Source organism: Arthrobacter sp. NicSoilB8 (assembly GCF_019977355.1).
Lineage (GTDB): Bacteria > Actinomycetota > Actinomycetes > Actinomycetales > Micrococcaceae > Arthrobacter.
In genome coordinates this window covers 1979126-2002499 of record NZ_AP024655.1, presented here as the reverse complement: position 1 = coordinate 2002499, position 23374 = coordinate 1979126, and the positions used below count along the sequence as shown (strand labels likewise).

18 protein-coding genes and 3 pseudogenes are annotated in these 23374 nt (G+C 60.5%); 14 read left to right on the top strand and 7 right to left on the bottom strand.

The genetic code is table 11. The annotated features are described in order from the left end of the window. Positions 1-35 precede the first annotated feature (35 nt). Positions 36-1238 carry an LLM class flavin-dependent oxidoreductase gene (locus LDO15_RS08890; RefSeq protein WP_223986112.1) on the bottom strand — a complete coding sequence of 401 codons (1203 nt, stop codon included), beginning with the start codon at positions 1236-1238 and terminating at the stop codon, positions 36-38. Between the two features lie 74 nt (positions 1239-1312). Beyond that, on the bottom strand, positions 1313-1849 hold the full coding sequence (locus tag LDO15_RS08885; protein ID WP_223986109.1) for a flavin reductase family protein: 537 nt from the start codon (positions 1847-1849) through the stop codon (positions 1313-1315). A 324-nt stretch (positions 1850-2173) separates the two neighbouring features. Here LDO15_RS08885 and LDO15_RS08880 point away from each other — a divergent pair, with 324 nt between their 5' ends. Then, positions 2174-3157, top strand: a complete 984-nt coding sequence (locus tag LDO15_RS08880) for an AraC family transcriptional regulator (RefSeq protein WP_223986107.1) — start codon at positions 2174-2176, stop codon at positions 3155-3157. A 39-nt stretch (positions 3158-3196) separates the two neighbouring features. Here the strand turns inward: LDO15_RS08880 and LDO15_RS08875 are convergent, their stop codons facing one another. Further along, positions 3197-3364, bottom strand: coding sequence for a hypothetical protein (locus LDO15_RS08875; RefSeq protein ID WP_223987713.1), 168 nt, complete (start codon positions 3362-3364; stop codon positions 3197-3199). Here LDO15_RS08875 and LDO15_RS08870 point away from each other — a divergent pair. From LDO15_RS08870 to LDO15_RS08860, 3 genes and pseudogenes are all read left to right on the top strand, one after another. Then, positions 3351-4404, top strand: a pseudogene (locus tag LDO15_RS08870) (IS1380 family transposase). The gene LDO15_RS08875 and the pseudogene LDO15_RS08870 sit on opposite strands and share 14 nt — an antisense overlap. Before the next feature lie 870 nt (positions 4405-5274). Continuing rightward, positions 5275-5835: an OsmC family protein gene (locus LDO15_RS08865; RefSeq protein WP_223986105.1), complete on the top strand. Its 561-nt coding sequence runs from the start codon at positions 5275-5277 to the stop codon at positions 5833-5835. A gap of 183 nt (positions 5836-6018) precedes the next feature. After that, positions 6019-6837 (top strand): IclR family transcriptional regulator, encoded by an 819-nt coding sequence (locus LDO15_RS08860; protein ID WP_223986103.1) that lies wholly within the window; start codon positions 6019-6021, stop codon positions 6835-6837. Positions 6838-6919: 82 nt separating this feature from the next. Here the strand turns inward: LDO15_RS08860 and LDO15_RS08855 are convergent, their stop codons facing one another. Further along, positions 6920-7132, bottom strand: a complete 213-nt coding sequence (locus LDO15_RS08855; RefSeq protein WP_223986101.1) for a hypothetical protein — start codon at positions 7130-7132, stop codon at positions 6920-6922. Between LDO15_RS08855 and LDO15_RS08850 the strand changes: the two genes are divergently transcribed. From LDO15_RS08850 to LDO15_RS08830, 5 genes and pseudogenes are all read left to right on the top strand, one after another. Continuing rightward, positions 7133-8401: an MFS transporter gene (locus tag LDO15_RS08850; protein ID WP_223986099.1), complete on the top strand. Its 1269-nt coding sequence runs from the start codon at positions 7133-7135 to the stop codon at positions 8399-8401. Positions 8402-8981: 580 nt separating this feature from the next. Continuing rightward, positions 8982-9863 carry a hypothetical protein gene (locus LDO15_RS08845; RefSeq protein WP_223986097.1) on the top strand — a complete coding sequence of 294 codons (882 nt, stop codon included), beginning with the start codon at positions 8982-8984 and terminating at the stop codon, positions 9861-9863. 156 nt (positions 9864-10019) lie between these two features. After that, complete coding sequence (locus tag LDO15_RS08840) at positions 10020-10184, top strand: hypothetical protein (protein ID WP_223986095.1); 165 nt, start codon at positions 10020-10022, stop codon at positions 10182-10184. Between the two features lie 446 nt (positions 10185-10630). After that, positions 10631-12082, top strand: a complete 1452-nt coding sequence (locus LDO15_RS08835; RefSeq protein WP_223986092.1) for an MFS transporter — start codon at positions 10631-10633, stop codon at positions 12080-12082. A gap of 289 nt (positions 12083-12371) precedes the next feature. Next, positions 12372-12941 (top strand): annotated as a pseudogene (locus tag LDO15_RS08830) (IS1380 family transposase); the annotation flags it as partial. Positions 12942-13098: 157 nt separating this feature from the next. Here the strand turns inward: LDO15_RS08830 and LDO15_RS08825 are convergent. Together LDO15_RS08825 and LDO15_RS23520 are read right to left on the bottom strand one after the other, a co-directional pair. Next, positions 13099-14451 carry a glycoside hydrolase family 15 protein gene (locus LDO15_RS08825; RefSeq protein ID WP_346655995.1) on the bottom strand — a complete coding sequence of 451 codons (1353 nt, stop codon included), beginning with the start codon at positions 14449-14451 and terminating at the stop codon, positions 13099-13101. Between the two features lie 117 nt (positions 14452-14568). Next, a pseudogene (locus tag LDO15_RS23520) lies at positions 14569-14892 on the bottom strand (trehalase-like domain-containing protein); the annotation flags it as partial. 545 nt (positions 14893-15437) lie between these two features. On the opposite strand from LDO15_RS23520, the gene LDO15_RS08820 reads away from it, so the two are divergent. Beyond that, on the top strand, positions 15438-16484 hold the full coding sequence (locus LDO15_RS08820; protein WP_223986086.1) for an AraC family transcriptional regulator: 1047 nt from the start codon (positions 15438-15440) through the stop codon (positions 16482-16484). On the opposite strand, the gene LDO15_RS08815 is transcribed toward LDO15_RS08820, so the two are convergent. Further along, the gene (locus LDO15_RS08815; RefSeq protein WP_223986083.1) at positions 16481-17437 is read right to left on the bottom strand and encodes an IS481 family transposase; all 957 of its coding nucleotides are present in this window, start codon (positions 17435-17437) and stop codon (positions 16481-16483) included. The two genes, LDO15_RS08820 and LDO15_RS08815, sit on opposite strands and share 4 nt — an antisense overlap. Positions 17438-17830: 393 nt before the next feature. Here LDO15_RS08815 and LDO15_RS08810 point away from each other — a divergent pair, with 393 nt between their 5' ends. The 4 genes from LDO15_RS08810 (at position 17831) to LDO15_RS08800 (ending at position 23297) form a co-directional block, all read left to right on the top strand. After that, the gene (locus LDO15_RS08810) at positions 17831-19300 is read left to right on the top strand and encodes an MFS transporter (RefSeq protein ID WP_223986080.1); all 1470 of its coding nucleotides are present in this window, start codon (positions 17831-17833) and stop codon (positions 19298-19300) included. Positions 19301-19939: 639 nt separating this feature from the next. Then, positions 19940-20068 carry a hypothetical protein gene (locus LDO15_RS23365; protein ID WP_263428351.1) on the top strand — a complete coding sequence of 43 codons (129 nt, stop codon included), beginning with the start codon at positions 19940-19942 and terminating at the stop codon, positions 20066-20068. A gap of 482 nt (positions 20069-20550) precedes the next feature. Next, a complete protein-coding gene (locus tag LDO15_RS08805; RefSeq protein ID WP_223986078.1) occupies positions 20551-21627 on the top strand; it encodes a sugar ABC transporter substrate-binding protein in 1077 nt (358 codons plus the stop codon). A gap of 572 nt (positions 21628-22199) precedes the next feature. Beyond that, positions 22200-23297: a sugar ABC transporter substrate-binding protein gene (locus tag LDO15_RS08800; RefSeq protein WP_223986076.1), complete on the top strand. Its 1098-nt coding sequence runs from the start codon at positions 22200-22202 to the stop codon at positions 23295-23297. The last annotated feature ends 77 nt before the right edge of the window (positions 23298-23374 follow it).

The following is a 23374-nucleotide window of genomic DNA, read 5'->3' as shown; positions in this document are numbered from 1 at the left end:
CTGTGTTCACTCCTTCGTGGATGGACGCTTCGTCGTCAGGCGCGCAGGCCCGCCTCGCGCATCAGCGGGAAGATCTGCTCGTTCAGCCGGTCGAGGCCCTCGTCATAGTCGACGAGGCCGGTGCAGATGCCCGTGATGCCCGAGGCCTGCAACTTCTGCAGCTCCTCGACGACCATCTCAGGGGTACCAGTGATCGGCATGAGTGCCGCGCGGCCAAAGGCCCTCACCGACTCGTCACGCTTGTAGTCCTCGGACTGCTTGTACTCATCCCAGTTGAAGCTCTGGGTGCCGCTGCGGATGATCTCGCGATAGCGAAGCGCGCTCTCCCAGTCGGTGCTCTCTGTTACGTAGTCGGCGTAGGCGCGTGCTTCCTTCTCGGTGTCCTTGACGATGATGTGCGCGCCCGCCCACAGGCCGAGGTCCTCGCGACCGGCCGCGTCAGCTTTCTGCCGGATTTTTGGAGTGATCTCCCCGCTGTGCTCGACGCTGGCAACCGACGCGAACAGGACGTTTGCGTGCTTGAACGCGAACTCCTGCCCTGCGGGGCTTGAACCGGCACTCATCACCATCGGGCGAGGGGACTGCACCGGCTTCGGGTACGCCTGCGCACCCTTCAGATTGAAGAATTTGCCGTCGAAGTCGAACTGCTGCTCCTCGTTCGCCCACAGGCGCTCGGCGATCTCAATCCACTCGTCGGCGAGTTCGTAGCGCACGTCGTGCTCGGGGAGTTCCACGCCGAAGATATCGTACTCGGGCTTGAAGTAACCCGCTGTTACGTTGAGCCCCATGCGGCCGCCGCTGATGTGGTCAATGGTGGTTACCATCTTCGCGCCCATCACGGGGTTCATGAACTGCACGTTGCATGTTGCGATGATCTGAATGTTCTGCGTCACTGCGGCGAGTCCTGCCGCCCAGGTGAACGTCTCGAACTGACGGCCCCAGGGGCGGTCGGGACCTGCGAGCCCCTGCCAGCGCGCGATGGGGATGAATCCGTCCACTCCGTACCGGTCCGCCTTCTGCGCAAGATGCTGCACCTCGCCCCAGTTGCCAAGCTTGATCGAGTTCTCCGCGAAGTTCAGGCCGCCTTGCCCGGTCGAGACGTTCGCCCCGAAGATCGCGACCTTGAAAGCGTTATCGCCTCCGACCATCGGGCTACTGTCACGCTCGACGGTGTAATCCGCGACGAAGTCGCGATCAACGGGATGGTCGGTGGCAGTTTCGTTAGATGCGATGCTCATAACCGCAGTCCTTTCGGGAGATGAAAATTGGGTGTAGAACGGGTTGGATTTCTTACGACCAACAGGGTCACGGTTCAGATCTGGGATGCATCCCCAAGGGCGTGCCAACGCCGGTTGTGATAGACCAGCGGGTCCCCGGGTGCCGCGTCGCCTGACAGCGCCGGCGACGCCTGCAGCGCCTCGACAGCCACGATGGACGACCCGCCGGCTGCCATCGAGTTGATGATCCTGCCCCGGATCCAGGCCTGGGCCTGCACAAAGTAGGGCTCTCCAGTCTCCAGTCGCGACCAGAGAGAGGTGTCAGCAAAACGGTCGATGCCGCTGGTGGCGCAGAGCTTGGCAATGTCCACTTGTTCAGCGCTCAGTAGATGCACAACGACAGTGTCTGCACTGAGAATGGTCGGGGTACTGGACGAAAATTCCGATACTGAGAATGCCAGAATCGCAGGTTCTGCGCTGGCCGAAATAACAGACGTTGCTGTCAGGCCGACCGGCCCGTTGCCCGCATCAGCCGTAATGACAGCGACCCCACCGGGATGGTTACGGAATGCCGCCTTGAATTCGTCGGCAGTGATTGCCGGTTCAAGGCTTTGGGCGATGGATATGCTCACCGGATCTCCTTTGATATCAGTGCGCCGGCTTCACTGCCGGCCCTTGCTCAGGGCTTCAACGTTAGGTGGGTAGGTGAGGTAAGCGGCATGGCAAGACATGCCAAACAGATGGGAAACTGCGTCAGGCTAGGGCCGCTTGTGAATACATGGCGTGGGATGCAAAGCTGGTGACGTGCTTCACATGCTCGGCCGTTGCGACTCCTCGCCCCGGGGCCCTGAAAGACTGGAGCGTCTCTTCCTCAACGGTGAAAGTGGGCAGCAGTGAAACTAAGCTCTTATCAGAATTTGCGACTACCCAACTTCAGCGTTCACGCACTATGCGCAGTGTTGAAAGACGCGGATCTTGATTGGCAAACTGCGCTCACAAACGCAGAAATCGACCCCGACGCGATCGACCGCCCGGGAGGCACTATTCCTGCGAAGAAGGAGTTGGCCTTCCAACTGCAGTTCGTCGCTCTCACAAAAGATCGTGTAGACCTCTGGGTGAAGGCCGCACAGGCCTACACACTGGGATCCTTCGGTATTCGCGGATTGGCCCTCGCTACGGCGCCGACCATTGCGGCCTGGGTAGAAGCTGGCAGCTCAACAGACTATGCCCCCGGCCTGATGGAAATTACGCCTCTCCGGACATCGGATGGCACGGTGACTGGCATGGAGTACACCTACCCCGATACTCCTGCAGAGCTCATCCCGTTCAGCGTCTACCGCGATTTCTGCGTCATTGCCCGAACGTTCACGTGGATGTACGGCGGCCCTTTCCCCTTCACCCGGGTCGAATTCCCTCTCGCAGAAGCCTCCCCTGAGATTTTCCCCTTCGTCCCGTGCGCCATCGACTGCGGATCCGACGCACTACGGCTCTGGTGGGCTCCTGAAACATCGGTACAGGAGCTCCCCTTCGGCAACGCCTTTCAACACGAAGCTTGGCTCAAAGCGGATCACCAAATTCTTGACAATCTCAGGGCAACCGGCGACTGGCCCGACACTGTCATGAAGACCATAAGAGCCGCGCCGGAGCTAAACCGCAAACTGGCAAATGTGGCCGCAACACTGCGGGTCTCCCCCCGCACCCTGCAACGCAAGCTCGAACTAACCGGTGACGACTTTGCCCAGCTCCGGGACAAAGCCCTGGGTGACCTCGCCGCCGATCTGCTCTCGAAAACGGATCACTCTGTAGCACGGATATCCCGCGCTCTTGGCTACACAGACCCAACGAGCTTCACCATCGCCTTCAAACGATGGAATGGGATGCCACCGACGGCCTACAGGGATGCTGCCCGGTACAAGAACAATGCGAAGTCCAAGGCTTAGCCGTGATCCACCGATATTGGTTGGGGCGCCGACGGCGTTCTAAACCGAGATGCCCGCCTTTTCAAGGAAAATGGAGCTTGTCTCGAGCACATTGACCACCGAAAAGAGGAGCGCCTCGTAGGTGCAGGTTTCCCACAAGCCGTCCGCGGTGTCAGTTTCCTTCGACGAGCCGAATCTCGTGTCTGCGGCCGGGCTGCTGCCGGTCATGACCCTGGCCCGGGGACGCCGGGCTCCACGAACTCGCCGACAACTGGCTGTCGGTCCCGACGGACAAGGGTGCGAATGCCGGGCTGAAGGTCGCGTCTCTGGTGGCGGGGATGGTCGCCGGCGCGGAAAGTATCGACGATATGGCCGTGCTGCGCCAAGGCGGGATGAAGCGGCTCTTCAACGCCTGCTACGCGCCCTCGACCTGGGTTCGTTCCTGCGGTCCTTCACGTTCGGGCACGTCCGTCAGCTCGACGCGGTCGCGTCCCGCTTCCCAGGAAATCTCGCATCCCGGGCACCTTTGCTGGGAACCTGTGGCGCGGAGGACTTCGTATCCGTGGATGTCGATGACACGATCATCGACGTCCACGACTACTCCAAAGTGGGCTCCGGATACGCGTACTCCGGGGTCCGCCGGCTGAACGCGCTGCTGGCCGCCGTTTCCACGAAGGACACCACCCCGGTGGTCCTGGCCCAGCGGCTGCGAAAGGGAGCAGCGAACTCGGCCCGCGGCGCCAAACGCCGGATTACCGATGCCCTGTCCACGCTCAAACGTCTGCAGACCGGCGGGCGGGTGCTCTGCCGGTTCGATTCGGCCTTCTATGGCCATGATTCGGTGGCCGTGGCGCTGGCCGGCGGGGCGTACGTCTCGCTGACCATGCACATGGACCCGGCCGTGAAACGCGCCATCGCCGGGATCCCTGAGACGGCGTGGGAAACGATCGAAAACACCGACACGGTCTTCGGCGGACAAAACCCACCGCAACCACGCCATCATCGAGCAGGTCAATGCCGACCTGAAGGACAGCGCACTGGCTCATATGTCATCAGGTGTTTTTCCCGCGAACTCGGCCTGGCTCCTCGCCGCAGGGCCCTTCCGCAAAGCACGGACCGGGACGATCCGCCGCAAACTCATCCATGTCCCGGCCCGCATCGCCACCAGCGCCCGGAAAACACGGCTCCACCTCCCCGAAGCCTGGCCCTGGCAAACACCATGGCAGGCCCTATTCGACCACCTCTACCCGCCGCCCCAACCAGCCTGAACCCCGTCAACCCAGCCACACGGCGCAACCAGGACCAACCGCGGAACACCACAGGGCAGCAAGGCCCGGAATCAGCCAAGCCCGAAGGCCGCAAACCCGCCGAAACCGCCGAAACCGCCGAAACCGAATTCAGATCCTCGTCCCAAGCGGATAGGTGGATCAAGCTAAAGCTGGCGAGTTGAATGAGTGATTCATGTGGATTGTCAGCCTTGTTGGCGAATTGCCAAACGATATGGCGAATTTTTCCAGCGAGTCAGCGAATCGCCGGTTCCGACCGGTCACGCGAGCCGCGAATGGTGCGCGTTGGACCGGGTCGGCGTTTGGCCTGGGCGACGCAGCCCGACCCTGCACTCCGCGGGAACGAACTTTCCGCCAATTCTAGTGGCAACGCGAGACGCTCGAGATCTGCTCATACAGGCGCGCTGCCCGCACCGTTGGCCAACAAACGCCACCCGAATTCCCGCACCCGCCGCGCTCCTCGGCTCGCCAACTGGGTTGTCAGTCTCGCCAACTAAGCTGGCAAGCCACAATTCAGGCCGCCGCCTATCATCCAGACCTGTGCCGCCCCCTAAGGACGACGCTCGACTTGGGAATCGCCACTGCGCCTTACCTCGTCTTGAAACCAGCCATACTACAGCGTTACGCCAGCCAGATTTAGACGACCCCTGGCAATTCCACTTCCCAATTTCCACTAGTCAGATCACGTATTCCGAATTAGGACATTAGAACTCATCCCACTGGGCATTTCGTCAGGAGTGGTTCCGCATAGCGGAACATGCGCTTGACTTTGGGTTTCGCGTCGATTTCACTGACAAGAACCGGCGCGGACACTTTCCGCTCATTGGGTCCGAAACAGGAGTGAGGAACAAGATGGAAACAACGCAGGCGGTAAATGGAGTCGATCTCGGTGGTCTTAGGGACACTATCGACGCAGTTCGGGCCAACCGCTCTCTTGGTAAGGTCACGTTTGCCGTAAATGGGGTGTGGGAGAACGGATTCCGGCTGCAGTCGACCACCGGCGGTCTGACTCAGGCGGGCAGCGTCGACGACTCACGCCGGGGCAAATTCACCATGAGCAGCGACGAACCTGCTCAGCTTTTGGGCGCCGACACCGCCGTTTCTCCGGCAGAGTATGTGCTTCAGGCGTTGGCAGGGTGCTACACGGTGACACTCGTAGCCAATGCCGCGTCTCGTAACATCGAGCTTGAAAGTTACCATCTGGAACTCGAAGCCGACTTCGATCTGGCGTCCTTCTTGGGTGTCGCCCCTGAGGAGGCGCCCGGGGCCAGACAGATCCGAGTGAAAATCGATGTGAAGGCACCAGGTGCCAGCCGTCAGGATCTGGAGGAACTCGTCGAGGCGGTGCAGAAGCGTTCTCCGATCCGGGACACGTTGATTCGGCCTGTCGACGTGGTAACGACCCTCGTATAAGACGCTGCGGTGGCGGACCTATATTCTGGTGGCAGCGGCGCCACCGCGCTCTCCCGCTCCAGGCTTGGCGAGGACAGGCAAGGCTTCGATGCCGGCATGTTGACTCTTAAGTGGTGAGGTCCGGCAGCGGTGACTAGGCCGTACTGACTGAGTGGGTGCAAAACAGTGGGAAGGAGAAGGGCATTGGTCGACGAGTCAACGACCTCAATCCGCAGCGTGGAACGCGCTGCTGCGATCGTGCAAGCTATCGCCGACGCCGGTAAGGCCGGAAGCCGGTTGACCGACGTTGCCGTCGCCACGGGGTTATCCAAGACGACAACGCACAGGCTCCTCGGGACGCTGTGCAACCTTGGCTGGGTTGAACTCGATGAGCAGAACGCCACTTATGTCCTCGGGTACCCACTCGTGGCACTCGGACTGGCCGCATCAGACCGTCACGGCTTCCTCAACTTGGCTGCGCCGCACCTACTCCGACTGGCAGAACTGACCGGAGACACCGTCTACCTCACTGTTAAGGCCGGAGCTCAAGCAGTCTGTATCGACCGAGTGCTCGGGACATTCCCCATCCGAGCCGTCACAACGAATATCGGCGAACGCCGCATCCTCGGCTCGTGCGCGGGTAGCCTTGCGCTACTGGCGTGGGCAGACCCGGACGAGGTCGAACGACTGCTCGTCTCGTTGCCTAGTGTCGAACTCGCCGCAGGCCCCGTTCCGGATCCGGCCGAACTCCCCATGCTGATCCAACGGGCGCGGGTCCGCGGGTATACACAAACGCCGGCCATGCTCGTGCCGGGCGCGGAAGGCCTTGGAGTCCCGGTGCTCAGCGCAACAGGGACCGCGATAGCAGCCTTTAGTGTGGACGCGATCGCTGCCCGCTTGTCCGAGCCTCGACGGTCACAAGTTGCGGAGTGGATGAAACGAGAGGCCGCGGTTCTCGCCCATCGCCTGCGACAATTCGACAGCGCGCCTAGCGAGGGTACAGTGCGTCGGCTGCTGCAATAAAGACAGGTTCAGCCTTTTTGCCCGCTTGACGCAACGGGGGCGACGCCTGTTCCCAGCTCGAACCTGCTCTGTTCTGCGCAAGCTAGCGGCCGAAGCTGGCGTGCGCACCCTGGTCCTCACGCACGTAACTGCCATGTTCGATGCAGAGAGCGCCCGCCAAGAATGCCGCACCGCGTTCATTGGCGAGGTCATCCCGGGAGAAGACCTCGCCACCAATCATGCAGAATGACGCGCCCCGAATAGCCGACCCATAGCTGCAGCCACCCACGACGGCGAAGATGAGGAGGAGACGCATTTGAGCAAACCTAAAGCAGGACGACAATTGGCACTCATCGCGATGGTTCAAGTGCTCGCACTCGGGGTCTGGTTTTCCGCTTCAGCCGTTGTGCCGACGCTCCGGACCGAATGGGGCATCAGTTCCATCGAGGCCGTCTGGCTTACGGCTTCCGTTCAGGTCGGATTCGCAGTCGGCGCACTTGCCTCCGCTTTCCTCAACCTGGCAGACCGAATAAGACCCCATCTGCTCCTGGCAGCAAGCGCAGGAGCGGCAGCCCTGACAACAGGAGCACTTGCCTTGCTGGTCGGGGATTTCGCAGCCGCGTTGCCGCTGCGTGTACTTACAGGAATCTTCCTCGCCGGGGTGTATCCGGTTGGAATGAAGTTGGTGGCATCATGGTCACAGCCGGCCCGCCGCGGCAAATCCATGGGGCTCCTACTCGGGGCCCTGACATTGGGGTCGTCATTTCCCCATCTGATCAGCGGCCTCGGATCCCTCAATTGGAAGGTTGTTCTCGGTTCCGCCGCTCTCGTGTCCGGCACAGGAGCAGCGGTCGCCCTCATCTGGGTGCGACCAGGACCCTATCTTCACGCTGGAATGGCTAGACCCAGCCCACGATACATCGTCGAGCTATTTCGTCACTCGACACCACGACTCATCAATTTTGGATACTTCGGCCACATGTGGGAACTCTATGCCGTCTGGACCTGGCTCCCCTCCTTCATGGTCGCCAGTGAACTCGTACACGGCAATACACTCGGGAACGGTCTCAGTCTTGGCGCTTTCCTGGCGATCGGTGTTGCCGGAGTCGGCGGGTGCCTCATAGGCGGGTGGCTTGCCGATCGATTCGGGCCGCCCCTGGCCGCAGGGGGCGCCCTTCTGATTAGCGGTACCTGTTGCTTGATCTCGCCCCTTCTCTTCGGTCTGCCCTGGATCATCTTGATGGGATTCTGCATTGTGTGGGGCGCCTCCGTGATCGCGGACTCAGGTGTGTTCTCCGCAGCACTCAGCGAGAGCGTCGATCACCAATACACCGGCTCAGCACTAACAATCCAAACCGCCATCGGTTTTTCCCTGACAGTTGCGCCAATCCAAATTGTCCCCTTGGCTGCCGACATGCTTGGCTGGCAGTTTGCTTTTCTCCTGCTTGCTCCAGGTCCCTTACTCGGAGCCCTCGCCATGATGGCGCTTAGAGCGCGCAACGCCGCGTTGCGGCCCCGGACAGACAACAGTTGCGCGGCAAATGACTCCGCCATAGATCAATCTTTTTGGGAACACCGATTATGAGGTCGACGGCGCGACAATGGGTAAGGTGCGATGCACCCAGGGTCGAATCGCACGCATGGAGCGTAACTTGCTCAGTAGTGGCCGCGAGGTCGATGGCGGCACACTCCCAGCATGCGCCTCTGCATGCTCGCCTGAGTGTGACCAGGCGGTTCATGATGACGGCAGACGACTTCTGGCAGCCAGTCCCTCCAAGTTCCACTAGACGAACCTGGTGTTCCGGTAGGCGAGTTAGCTCGAATTCCCAGAGCTACCTCTCAATAGGCAGTTCCGCAGTGCGGAACATGTCCTTGACTTTGGGTATGGCGTCGATTTCACTAATACCAACCGGTGCGAAATGGTGGGCCGAGCGACTTTACAACCTAAAGCGTCACCTGTCCCTGCTGATCAAAACCATCTATAAGGGATTCGTCAATCCGCCTGTCAGCATCACGAAGCGGATGGATTAAGGGCGACCGCACTCCGACGCCAGCATGTCACGACTCGACGCGCGAGTGTGCCTCGACGAAGCAAACCGGGTGGGAGTTCCCTTCATCTCTGCAATTCTTTTGGCCGATTTCTAATGCATTGGAAAGTGACGAACATGAACTACCAGCCCCTGATCGATGTCGACAACGTGATTGCGGATCCGTCGGTTCTTGATCCCGAATATCCCCCAGAGCATTTCGTCACTCATTTCCGGACCAATGGTGAAGTGGTGCATGCCAGCTTGTGGATCGCTCAAGGAAAGCAACCCAAGGGCACGCTCGTCCTCGCTCCCCAGATGTACGGTGGGGACCGACTAGAGAGCCTGATCATCCCTCTGATGAACTCCGGCACTAGCGTGCTGACATTCCAGCCACGGGGCATGTGGGACGGCAACGGTCAGCACACATTAATCAGTGCCATGGAGGATGTGAACTCCGCTGTTGAGTTTCTCCGCACTGCCGACGAACGGGGCCAGCGCACGCCCAGCGGCGCAGGATATCGCGTTGATCCTTCAAAGATCGGGGTGTTTGGGCTCAGCGGAGGCGGCGGCGGCGTTGCGATGGCGTCGTGCGCCGAGAACGACGACGTTGCCTTCGCGATCGCCATGGCTCCGCAAAACCTCGAGCTTATACGTGATCTAGCATGGCTTGACCAGCCTGAGAATTCCGCGTCGATGGCTGAGGTCACGGCAGAGACGGCAGGTCGTGTAGACATACCGAAGTTGCTCCGCGGCATGCGGGAAGAAGACTTCGATCGCCTCAGCATCATTGCTCAAGCTCCGCGCCTGGCACGCAAGAAGATGCTCTTGGTGGGAGCGGCCCACGATGCCGGCACCCCTGTGGAGTACCACCACGTTCCGATCGCCAAGGCCCTCCAGGCAGCAGGCGCCGCCGGCCTCACCGAGGTCATCTTGGACACCGACCATCTGTTCTTGACCAAGCGTGTGGCCCTCGCTCGACTCGTGGTCTCGTGGCTGCGGGCCGAGTTCGACCTGTGAGTCGAGACAGAAGGAGGGAGTACCGACCCCGACGCCGAGTTCTTCCCAATGGCACCCCGCAGCGCGCCGCAAGAACGAGATATTGGAATCAGTGGGCCCCCTCGTACAATGCCGAAAATTTTTAGCCCCGAGCCGAGCCTCGTGAGGAGTCTTAGTATGAACGAGCCTGTTTTCGTCGACGTCGTCCGCCACGTCGACTTCGTTGCCCTCGACAACTACTACTCGGCGGACGTGTTTGATGCGGAAACCCTTCCAGTTCAAACAGATTGCGTTCGTGGGGATGCGTGGTTCGGGGGGAGGAACCCCACGGAACGGCACTAAAAATACTTGGTCCAGAACAAATGGCTTCACGTCTGTTTGGCCCTTACATTGGCGAGATGTACACCCAGTACAGCAACATCGAAAGACGTTCAGTGAAGGCCATCGGAATCGCCTATCCGGCTCTGCCGGTACCCTCGCCCCTACAGATCAAAAAACTGGTCACAGTCAATGCCTTCGCGGACAACGCTACGACGGTATCGACAAGTTGTACATCCCGGTCGCGTGCTGCCCGCTATTAGCGTTATTCCCGACCGAGGATTGAAAGAGAAGCCGACGCATGACAAACGCAGTGATCCCGATCCGATAACGGACCGGCGGATCAGAAACAATACTCCGAGTAGTGGCGCATGGCTCCATCCCGGCACAAGTCCCGACGGGGTGCCATGTGCCATGCCGGGCAATAACGACTCCAGCAGCTGCTGGGTCCAAAATAAGGATGGTCAAAGATGACCCAATCTACATTTGTCGAGGCCCGTAGCGGCCGAAACACATCGATAGTTGCACTACTTCTGCTCAGCGGCATAACCCTCGACATCCAATATGGCATCCTGGCGCCGTTGGTCGGGGTGATAGCGACGGAATCAGGCCTTTCAGGGCCGGAAATTGGCTGGGTCCTTAACGCGCTGATGATCGGCAGTGTCATCTCCGTCGGCCTCACCGCGCCTATGGGCGACATTTACGGGCATCGCAAGGTTCTCATCGCCCTCATCGCCCTTGCACTGGTGGGATGCGCCCTGGCCGCGATCGCCCATGGCTTCTTGCCTCTGGTTATCGGCCGATTCCTCATGGGCCTCGCTGTTGCCATTCCGCTGAGCTGGGGGCTCCTGCGTCCACGCGGTACGGCGCGCCAGATCCGACTTGTCTCGCTGGGTCTGTCGACTGTGATGACTTTCTTTGTACCGCTCGCACTCATTGTCGGCGGCGCTATCGTTGAATTGGGATTGCCGTGGGAAAGCGTCTTCTGGGTGATCTTCGCTCTGTACGCGGTGATGCTGATCCTCGCCTTCGTCTCGCCTGAGACGCCTGCCTCCGCCCGTGCAGTCGTTCGCCTGGACTGGTTCGGTGCACTGGGGCTCGGCATTTGGGTCACAGCAATGCTGATCGGAATCAGCGAAGGGCCCGCCCTTGGCTGGACTTCACCCATCGTGCTCGGCGCGTTTTTCCTAAGCGCCGTGACGTTGGCTGCGTGGATTATTCAGCAGCGACGCACTCAGGAGCCGCTCGTCTCGTTCCGCAACATGGACCTCCGCCAGACCCTTATTGGATATTCCGGGATCCTCTTGATAAGTCTCGTCGGTCAGGGCCTGTTTATCGTGCTGCCGGCACTGCTGCAGACGCCAACGTCCTCCGGGTTCGGCCACGGACTGTCCGCCCTCGAATCGTCATACGTACTGCTCGCGCTGATTCCCGGCGGCGCACTGGGATACCTTTGGACGAGGTGGGGAATCACGCGATTGGGTCCAAAGACCGTCTTGGTCGTTTCCGGAACCGCATCGATCGGTGTCTTCCTCGGGCTCGCGTTCGCGAGTGACCAGGTGTGGATGCCCTGGATGTGGGTGTTCGGCTACGCCCTTACGACCCTGAGCTGCATAACCACGGGATACACCCTCGTTGCGTCGGCCGGCCGTCAGGACAACATGGCGGTGACGATCGGCATGCAAAACATCGTCCAGTTCCTCGGGGCGATGATAGCCGTCGCGATTGTGTTGAACGTCCTAGTCCCAGGCGCCGACGGATACATTCCAGAGGCAACGTTTATCGGCTTCTATGTCGCTTCAGCCCTGGTCGTCGCCCTGTTCGTCATCGTGTGGGCCTTCCTTGCACCGAAACACATCACTGATCGACACGCAATCGATACGGAAGCCGATCCCGTAAAGGTGCATGCTGCCGCCCCCTAGAAAGGCGCAGCGCTGATCGTGGACGTGCGGGAGGCAGAACGGGAACTCTCTGCCTCCCGCGACCCGTCGACACTTCGCCGCACTGCTACACGGCAACCCACTGGCACCATGTCAGCTGGTTCACTACCGACGACACCTCTCGATCAAGGAATGAAAGTAGAACACGTCACCTAGGGCTGGCATGGTCGCCATCATCAATGGCGCCGCTAGCGGGTTGGGAGACCAGACCCTAAGGGAACATCTAGGGTAGCGACGACCTGCCCACGGCGAAAGACCGGTCCGCGCTGGGATCCCTGAGACGGCGTGGGAAACGATCGAATACACCGACACGGTCTTCGACGAGACCACCAACTCCTGGGTCTCGAAGGCCGAGGTCGCCGAAACCGTGTTCACCGCGTTCACCTCCCGCAAAAAGGCCGAGCAGACCACAGGCCGCCTGGTCGTGCGCCGGATCCCGGAACTGAACCCGAAGGCCAGTGACGGACAACCCACCCTGTTTGAAACCCACCGGCACCACGCATTCTTCACCACCGTCCCCGCCGCAGTCCTGGACACCGTCGCGGCGGACAAAACCCACCGCAACCACGCCATCATCGAGCAGGTCAATGCCGACCTGAAGGACAGCGCACTGGCTCATATGTCATCAGGTGTTTTTCCCGCGAACTCGGCCTGGCTCCTCGCCGCAGGGCCCTTCCGCAAAGCACGGACCGGGACGATCCGCCGCAAACTCATCCATGTCCCGGCCCGCATCGCCACCAGCGCCCGGAAAACACGGCTCCACCTCCCCGAAGCCTGGCCCTGGCAAACACCATGGCAGGCCCTATTCGACCACCTCTACCCGCCGCCCCAACCAGCCTGAACCCCGTCAACCCAGCCACACGGCGCAACCAGGACCAACCGCGGAACACCACAGGGCAGCAAGGCCCGGAATCAGCCAAGCCCGAAGGCCGCAAACCCGCCGAAACCGCCGAAACCGAATTCAGATCCTCGTCCCAAGCGGATAGGTGGATCAAGGCTTAGACGCCCTCGCTGTGCATGGCGTCCGCGGCCCGTACCAGGGCCAGGTGCGAGAAGGCTTGCGGGAAGTTTCCCGCCATCCGTTTTTCGTTCATGGAATATTCTTCGCTGAGCAGGCCGAGATCATTGGAAAGTCCCACCAGGGCGTCCATGAGGTTCTTGGCGTCTGCCCGTCGGCCCGAGCGTGCGTACTGTTCCACCAGCCAGAAGGAGCAGGCAAGGAATGGATGTTCTCCGGGCGCCAATCCGTCGACGCCGGTTTCGGTGCGGTAGCGCATCAGCAGGCCCTCAGCGGTGAGTAGCTCCTTTTCCAACTGGGCGACTGTTCCCAGCATCCGTTCATCGTCGTAGGCAAGGAAGCCGACCTGCGGCAAGACCAGCAGTGCAGCGTCCGTCTCCTCACCGCCGTATGTCTGGGTGAAGGAATTAAGGTCACGGTTGAATCCCAGATCCATTATTTCTGCGGCCAGTCGATCCCGATGCCGCTCCCAGTGCCCGAGCGGCCCGGGCAGTCCGTGGTCCCGGACAGCCCGCACTCCGCTGTCATAGGCCGCCCACATCATGACCCGGGAGTGTGTGAAATACTGCGGAGCGCCCCGCATTTCCCACAATCCCAAGTCTTTGTCTTCAAAGTGTTTGTCCACTGATCCAAGGAGGGCACGCTGTAGGGCCCAGGAGAAATGGTCCTCCTTGCCCCCGGCGAGGCGAAGCCGCTCCAGTACCACCATCACCTCCCCCACAACATCGGCCTGATGCTGGGAGACGGCTGCGTTGCCGATTCGAACAGGTCTGGCGTCCTGATAGCCGGGCAGCTGCGGGAGTTCCTTTTCCGTCAGGTCGCGTTCGCCCCCTACGCCGTACATTATTTGCAGATCTTCCGGATCCCCTGCGAGCGCCCGAAGAAGCCAGTTGCGCCACTTCAGGGCTTCGGATTCGTAGCCATGCGTCAACATGGCTTCGAGTGTCAAGGATGCATCGCGCAGCCAACAGTACCGATAGTCCCAGTTGCGTGGTCCGCCAAACTCCTCGGGCAGGGAAGTGGTAGGAGCGGCGACAATGCCGCCCGTCTCATAGTGGGTTAAAGCACGTAAGACCAGTAGTGAACGCTTGACTGCACTCTGATAAGGCCCGTCGTAGCGACAATTCGCCGCCCACGTGGTCCAGTAGTGGACGGCGTCGTCCAGGGCTGCGTCAATGTTGATGGCCGACGGCACGTCCTGGTAGGAGGGGAACCATGTTAGGTGGAAGTCCACATTCCGTCCTTGCTGAACCGTGAACTCCCCCGCATGCCGGTGGTCTTCGGCCTGCGGAAGGCAGGTTCCCCGCAAAGATAGAGCATCCGGACCAGACATTGCGAGAAGTATTTCCCCGCCGTGGTCTGCGCTGTCGCGGGTCCTGCTCACCCAAGGCAGGACGGTGGCGTACTGGGGTCGAATCCTTATCTCTTGATGCATAGGGACTGTCCCGCTGAGTCCAGTTACCCGCCGGACGAGTGATGGCTGGGCGCCACCTACCGGCATAAAGTCCGTCACCAAGACCTTTCCGGAATTGGTCTGCCACGTTGTCTGGAGTACGAACGTCGAGTCCATATATTGACGGTCCACGACAACGGCCTCCGGCGGACTCGGTGCCAACAGCCACCGGCCATGGTCTTCATGCCCGAGCAGGGAGGCAAAGACCGAGGGCGAGTCGAAACGCGGGAAGCAGAGCCAGTCCACACTGCCCTGCCGGGAAACAAGGGGTCCGGTGTGGAGATCCGAAAGCAGCGCATAATCCTCAATCGGGGCAGCCATGCTTCACTCAATCACAACATGAAGAATCCCCATAGGCCTTGCGGGTATGGCCACGACCGCAGGGTCAATTACCGTTCTCGGGAGTGTCGCTGGCCTGGTGTACAGACAAAGAACTGAGGCTGTGCGACCGGGGCAAACGGAACGATGAGCCACTGATTGCCGTAGAGCTCCACGTAGGAGTCGGAAGGGCAGAGTGTGAAGGCTTCTTCGCGTGTCATCTCGTTCTTCATCTTTCTTGCGTTGTTTCGGCTCCACTGCGGCGCCTTGTTTAGCTTCAACGTTATGAGCCCGCAGCGTTTGACCGGCATGACAAGCGACGCCAAGTAGGTGGGAAACTGCGCCAAACGTGACCTCTTGTGTGTTGAAGGCCGCCGGAAGTGCAAAGCTACTGATGTGACTTCACGAGCCTTCTGATACTCGGATTTGCCGAAGCGCTTTCGAGCAGGAGCCCGTCCCTCCACAAAGAAGAGGAGAGCGATGCATCCCAGGACCGGTCCTGAATGCACTGAGGCACCCCGGTATGCCTGCGGCAGAGGGCGGCAACGGTGAAAGGCGGAACCTATCAGAACCTGCGGGTACCAAACTTCAGCGTTCACATACTGCGTGGACTGCTTGAGGACGCGGATCTGGATTGGCAAACTGCGCTGGCCCATGCGGAAATAGACCCCGACGCGGTGAACCGCCCGGGAGGCACTATTCCTGCGAGGAAGGAGTTGGCCTTCCAGCTTCAGTTCGTTGGTCTCACAGGAGATCGTGTCGATCTCTGGGTGCGCGCCGCGCGTGCCTACTCCCTGGGCTCCTTCGGGGTTAGAGGACTGGCCCTCGCTACTGCGCCGACCATCGAGGCATGGGTGGAAGTTGCAAGTACAACTGACTACGGCCCTGCACTGTTCGAGCTTGCGTCGCTGAGGACAGCGGAGGGCACGGTAACTGGGATGGAGTTCACCTACCCCGATGCCCCGGAACAGCTCATCCCGTTCAGCGTTTACCGAGACCTCTGTTTCATTGCCCGAAATTTCACATGGCTCTACGGCAACCCTTTCCCCTTCACCCAAATTGAATTCCCACTCGCAGAAGCTTCCCCTGAACTTTCGGCAAACGTCCCCTGCACCATCGACTGCGGCGCTGAAACGCTGCGACTCTGGTGGGATCCCGCAACATCAACAGAGGAACTCCCCTTCGGTAACGCGTTCCAGCACGCGGCGTGGATCAAAGCGGATACGCAGATCGTCGACACTCTCAGGGCGACCGGAGACTGGCCCGACACCGTGGCGAAGACCATACGATCCGCGCCCGAGCTCAACCGCAAACTCGCAAATGTTGCCGCAACACTTCGAGTTTCCCCCCGCACCCTGCAACGCAAGCTCGAACTCACCGGGGACGACTTCGCCCAACTCCGGGACAAAACCCTTACCGACCTCGCCTCCGACCTGCTCTCAAACACGGATCTCTCCATAGCACGGATATCCCGCAGGCTGGGCTACACAGAGCCAGCCAGCTTTACCATCGCCTTCAAACGGTGGAAGGGGATGCCACCCACGGCCTACAGGGAAGCTTCCCACTACAAAAACAAGGTCAACTCCACGCCCTAGGTGTAATTCCCACGGACGTTGTGAACGCGGCTGATGGGGGCTTTGCCTCCGATGCCGGTGTGGGTCCTGTGGTGATTGTAGTGGTGCAGCCAGTCCGGGTAGGTGGCGGCGCGGTCGGCTTCTGAAACGTAGGGGCGGGCGTAGGCCCATTCGGTGGCGAGGGTTCGGTTGAAGCGTTCGACCTTGCCGTTGGTCTGGGGCCAGTACGGGCGGGTCCTGCGGTGCTTGATGTGCGGTCCCAGGGCCGCGGCGAAGGCCCGGGATCGGTAGCAGGACCCATTGTCGGTCAGCACGGCCTTGACCCTGATTCCGTGGGCGGCGAAGAACGCGGTGGCGGTTTCCTGCGTCTCGTCGCCCAGGATTTCCGAGTACGCCAGACGCGAGTGGTCATCGACGGCGTGGTGCAGGTAGGCGTACCCGGTCCCGGCCCGTTTGTTCCGTCGCCCCTGGGCCCGGCCGAGGGCGCGGTGTCCGCCGCCGTTGGGGATGCGTCCGAGCTTTTTGATGTCCACGTGGACCAGGTCCCCGGGATGGTCGTGCTCATACCGTTGCGGTGTGGGCTTGCGCACGGGCAGGCCGGTGCCCTGGTCCAGGCACACCAGCCGGGGCATCCGGTACCGGCCCAGGACCTTGCCGACAGTTGAACGGGTCAGATGCAGGTGGGCCGCGATGCGGTGGGGTCCCCACCGGCGGGTGAACCGCAGCGCCACGATCCGCCGCTCGGTCCGGACGCGGGTGCGGTTCGGGCTCCGTCGCGGCCGCGAGGACACGTCCGCCATGCCGGCCTGGCCGCAGATACGGAACCGGGCTGCCCACTTCTTCGCCGTCGCCGGCGAGCACTGGAAGCGCTCCGCGGCCCGGCGCAGGCTCCAGCCCTCCTCGACGACCAATCGGGCGAGCTTTCCCCTTGCCTTAGGTGTCAGGTCGGCGTTGGCATGGGTAACGTAGGACACGAGGGCCTCCTGGGCGTTGAGATGAGTGTGGTAACCCAAATCGATACCGGAGGCCCTCGCCCTTTACATCACGCCACGCTGTTCACAACGTCCGTGGGAATTACACCTAGGTCTGCCGCACCGCCCTCATAAATCGCGACGAACCTTGGCGTACATTCCTAGCTGAACGGCGTTGATTGCCGTGCCGGGCTGGGGCCGCCCCAACCTAACGTTGAAGCCTGCGCAAGCCCGGCAAAGAAGCCGGATTCTTCCGCGGGACACAACGCTTGGCGTCGACGTCGTCGGCACATCGAACCAATGATGCGCCCCCGGGTCCCTCCGACCTCATGCGCTACTCTCCGCGGTCAGGAACGACCCCAGCGGCTGCTGGGTATATACAAAAGGTGGTCAAAGATGACACAAACAACATTGGTCGAGTCTCGCACCGGCCGAAGCACACCGATAGGCCGAAGCACACCGATAATTGCCCTGCTCCTGCTGAGTGGCGTAACGCTCGACATCCAGTACGGAATCCTCGCTCCGCTCATCGGGGTGATTGCGACTGAATCAGGCCTGACGGGTTCGGAAATCGGGTGGGTCCTTAACGCGTTGATGATGGGCAGCGTGATCTCCGTCAGCCTGACAGCCCGTATGGGTGACATTTTCGGGCATCGCAAAGTTCTCATCACGCTTATCGTCTTGGCACTGGTGGGATGCGCCCTGGGTGCAACCGCCAACGGTTTCTGGCCTTTGGTCGCGGGCCGATTCCTGATGGGCCTCGCTGTCACGATTCCACTGAGCTGGGGGCTTCTGCGCCCACGGGCTACCGCCCGGCAAATCCGGCTGGTTTCGCTGGTGCTCTCGACAGTGATGGCAGTCCTTGTACCGCTCGCACTTATTGCCGGCGGCCTCATCGTTGGCTTGGGTTTGCCCTGGGAGACCGTCTTCTGGGTGACCTTCGCTTTGTACGGGGTGATGCTGATCCTCGCCCTGATCTCACCTGAGACACCCGTCGCCGCCCGCGCTGTGGTGCAGTTGGATTGGTTCGGCGCGCTGGGGCTCGGCGTGTGGGTCACAGCACTCTTGATCGGAATTGCTGAAGGGCCCGGCCAGGGCTGGACCTCACCGCTGGTGCTCGGTGCATTCATCGTGAGCGCAGTGACATTGGCTGCTTGGATCATTCAGCAGCGACGCACCGAGGAGCCCTTGGTGTCATTCCGCAACATGGATATTCGCCAGACGCTCATTGGTTACTCCGGAATCCTCCTGATCAGCTTAGTTGGCCAGGGCATATTTATCGTGCTTCCGGCATGGCTGCAGACGCCGGCTTCTTCCGGGTACGGCCATGGCCTCTCTGCTCTGGACTCCTCGTACGTACTGCTCGCAATGATTCCTGGGGCGGCATTGGGATACATTTGGACCCGATGGGGCCTTCGGCGGCTGGGACCGAAGACCGTCCTGGTTGTTTCCGGATCCGCTGCGGTCCTCGTCTTCCTCGGGCTCGCCCTGGCCGACGGCCAAGTGTGGCTGTCGTGGTTGTGGGTGTTCCTGTACGCACTCACTATCCTCAGCTGCCTGACCACCGGATACACCCTCGTTGCAGCCGCTGGCCGCCAAGACAACATGGCGGTGACCGTTGGCATGCAAAACATCATCCAGTTCGTCGGAGCGATGATAGCCGTCGCAATTATCTTGAACGTGCTGGTTCCCGGCCCCGACGGATTCATTCCGCAGGCAACCTTTGCCGGCATCTACATCGCATCGGCGGTGATCATTGCTGTCTTCGTGATCGTCTGGGCGGTGCTGGCACCCAAGCGCATCACGGATCTGCATGCAGTCGACACAGAGACCGATCCCACGAAGGTCCTTGTTGCCAGCCACTAAAAGGACCGAAAGCTGATCTTGGCGTCGTGCCTCCAGGAGGCGTGCCCTGTCGCCGGGGCCGGTGAGCAATTCGCACGCTCAAACCGCGGTTGCTCACCGGCCGATGGGGGCGAAGCAATCGCGCGCACCCCCTGACATCTCGTCTCCGGACTCGTGGACGCATGTCGTTACTGGCATAGTGACGCCTCGGAACGGAATGCTCTATCTTGCCTCCGAGGAAGCGAAATTCGTCGCCGGTGAGGAGCTCATCACCGACGGTGGGTTTACCTCTCACTGAATAGCACGGGGTAAACGTGCTCGGTGGTGCACCGTCAGCAGGAACCTACCGGGGAGACTGCATGTACCCGCCACCGGACCCGTTTGGGAAGCGACATGGGCACACGGACCCACAGCGTGGGACGTTCCAGCAGTTGCTCGGTCGCGGCCTGCTGCCTGCGACGGACGCGACTGCGCAATCAAGATTCAGGGCTGCCCCCGCCATGCGCGGATCTTTTGACGGGGCAGCCACGACCGAAAAGACACTAGTAAACGGACACCGCAATGAAATATCACAAGCAAGATGACTGGCTTCCTCTTGTCGGGGAAACCGTGCAAATAAGACAGTATGGCCAGTTTCTCCGGACTGGGATGATTGACGCTGTGACGATCGACGACGGGATCCTTTGGCTTGCAGCCGATGGCGTGAACCAGCGTCGGTTGATCAGCAAAGCTGACGGATATGAGGTCTGGATGACCTACAAATGGGAGACCGCCGGAGCCTGGAGATGACTTGCAAGGGACGGTGCACGCGAATACACCCCCCGCACCGTGATCGGGTTTGACGTCTGGCCAACAGTGCCATCCTTAAACTGGCCTAGTACGGGCTGCTGCCCGCAGCTTGCGTTGACACCTCGCTAGCGACCGGGGCCTTGTTTTGACTCCTTGTGTGGTTGATGATCCGCCACGCACCAAGACGATTCACTTCCTGATGCTTTCGACAACGATGACCACTTCCATGCTGCCGCCGCCGGAATCATTCTGATAATGATCAAACTACGATAGCTACAGACAAATTGTGCAAGTTTTCTATTGACGTGCTACCTCAAACTCAAGTAGCGTCGGCCTAGCACCCACCGAGATCGCTAAGCAAAGAAGCTGGCGGCGAGTCACCCTGCCTTTCGGTCGTCAACGGCGCCGGCCGAATGCATAGGAGGCCATGGGGACGAACGCTTCGCAGCGTGCGAAAGAAAAGCGAGGAGAAAATGCGAACAATGAAGTCGCGAATCATGTTGACTGCTGGATCGACGGCGGTGCTGCTGGCTCTGGCTGGCTGCGCTGAAAGCGCGAGCAGTCAAGGCCCCGCTGACACTGTCGCGATCGATGTCGGCAATAGCATGAAGGTCAACCTGAAGACCAGCCCCAACCTCAAAGTGGCCGTCTTTATCCCTGGTGTCGCTAATGCATACGGGCAGGCGCAGGAGCTTGCCGCGAAGGAGACGGCCAAGGAGCTCGGCATGGAGATGACCTTGTTCGACGGGGGCTATAATCCGAGCCAGCAGCTCAACCAAATGCAGACCGCACTGGCGTCCGGGGGCTACGACGCTGCGGTCGTGCAGGCGCTCGACGGCACGGTAGTCTGCAAAACCATCACCGAGGATTACCCCAAGGCCAACATTCTTGTGGTGAACAATGTCACACCATTGTGCGAGTACGGCATAAATCAGACCGGTAAGTCAGTTGACGAGCTCTGGGCGCCGGGAACGATGAACTTTGTAGGTAGCAACAACACCCGCGCTTACATCGACGGCTGGTTCTCCGCGGCAGCAAAAGCGAACCCGGGCAAGCAGAATGTTGTTGCCGTTCTTGGTCCTGCAGTCGCCGCCCAAACGCGCGTGATTGAAGTTGCTCTGGCGAAGTTTGCAGAGGACAACCCCGACTACACGGTCAACAAGATCTACACCGACTACACGACTACTGGCGCATTTAACGAGACCCAGACGTACCTGCAGGGCCATGCGGACACCACCCTCATCCTGTCCATGTACACGCCAGACATCTCACGGGGAATCGTCAAAGCCGTAGAAAACGCAGGCCTTCTTGGAAAGGTCCACATTGTGGACCAGGGTTTTGGCGAGTTTTCAATCGAACAGATAAAGGCGGGAAGTATCCAATTCTCAACACTGTTCTTCCCATACAACGGGATAAAGGTATCCCTCGAGACCATCGCTGCGGCTCAACGCGGGGAAGCCGGCCCTCGTTTTGTGGATGACTCGGTCATCGGCACTGCGAAAAGTCCTTTCACCATCACGACTGGCACGATCTCCGAACTTCCCGCCGAACTGCGCTAGCCCCGCAGATCGCTTAGAGAGGGCGCCGGGGCGGCGTTCACCCGAACACCGCCCCAGCCCCGTTTAGAAAGAAGACCCGTTTAGAAAGAAGAACTGGCACGGCGGCCGGGTCGACAAGTCCGTTGAGCGACCTAAGGGAGGTCGCCTGACCCGACATGCGTTTCGTCTCGATCCCCTCAGCGACCCTGACGGAGGGCGGCACGTTGCCCCTGTCGGACTCAGCTGACTGGACGGGGTATTCGATTGTGGCCGCTCGGTCGGAGGGACCCTGCCGCTTCGGCCGCAACTCGCACATGCGCCTATGGCAGCCCGTGCGCCCGTGGTGGCCAGGTGCTCCCACTTCAGATGGTGTCGGAACATTCATACTCACCCCTTCCCCACGCACCCAAAATCCAAATAATGCACACATTGCGATAGTTGCATCCAAACTGTGCGATTTTTCTATTGACGCGCTGTCGCTTCCCCAAGTAGCGTCGGCGTACCACATCACGATCGCGAAGCAAAGAAGCCCCGCGACACATCACATGCATCCCGGCCGCCCAAGGTGCCGGAACGAGGCAATCAGGAGAATTATGCGTACAACGAAGTCGCGGGCCATGTTGGCTGCTGGATCCACGGCGGTGCTGCTGGCCCTGGCCGGTTGCGCTGGAAACGCCAGTGGTAACCCGGGCAGCCAGGGCCCAGCTGGCACGGTCGCAGTCGATGTCGGCAATGAGATGACAGTCAACCTGAAGACCGGCCAGGGCCTTAAGGTCGCCGTTTTTATCCCGGGTGTGGCCAATGAGTTCGGGCTGGAGCAGGAGCGCGCGGCGAAGGAGACTGCCAAAGAACTCGGTATGGACATGACCTTGTTTGACGCAGGCTATGACCCGAACAAGCAGCTCAACCAAATGCAGACAGCGATGACATCCGGAAACTTCGACGCCGCGGTAGTAATGGCCCTCGACGGCGTGATGTCCTGCAAGCTCCTCACCCACGATTTCGCTAAGGCGAATATCCTTACGTCGATTTCAGGCTCGCCCCTGTGCGACGACGGCGCAAATCATACCGGCAAGTCGGTTGACGAGGTCTGGGCCCCGGGTACGTTGAACTTCGTGGGCAGCAACACCACGCGCGATTACGTCGACGGGTGGTTGGCGGCCGCAGCAAAGGCTAACCCGGGTAAGCAGAAGGTGCTTGCCGTTCTTGGCCCGGCGGTCAACACCCAGACGCGCGTCACAGAAGCCGCATTGGCAAAGCTCGCGGCGGACAACACCGACTATTCGGTTGACACGATCTACACGGACTGGACGACGACTGACGCGTACAACAAGACCCAGACCTACCTGCAGGGCCATCCGGACACCACCCTCATCATGTCTGCGTCCTCGCCCGACCTCACCCAGGGCGTCATCCAGGCTGAGAAAGGCGCCGGCCTTTCGGGAAAGGTTCATATTGTGGACATCGGTTTCGGCAAGTTCCAGATCCAACAGTTGGATGCCGGCAACGTCCAGCTCTCTACAATGCTGTTCCCTTACAACCAAATGAAGGCAAACCTCAACTCCATCGCCGCCGCCCAACGCGGGGACGCCGGCGCCCGCTTCGTCGACGACTCGGTCATTGGCACTGCAAAGAATCCCTTTGTGGTCACGAAGGAAACGATCTCCCAACTGCCCGCCGAGCTACGCTAGCGCCGCAGTTCGCCCAGCTCGGGCCGGGGTGACGTTCGTTCGAACGGCGCTCCAGCCCAGTATAGAAAGAAGAACTG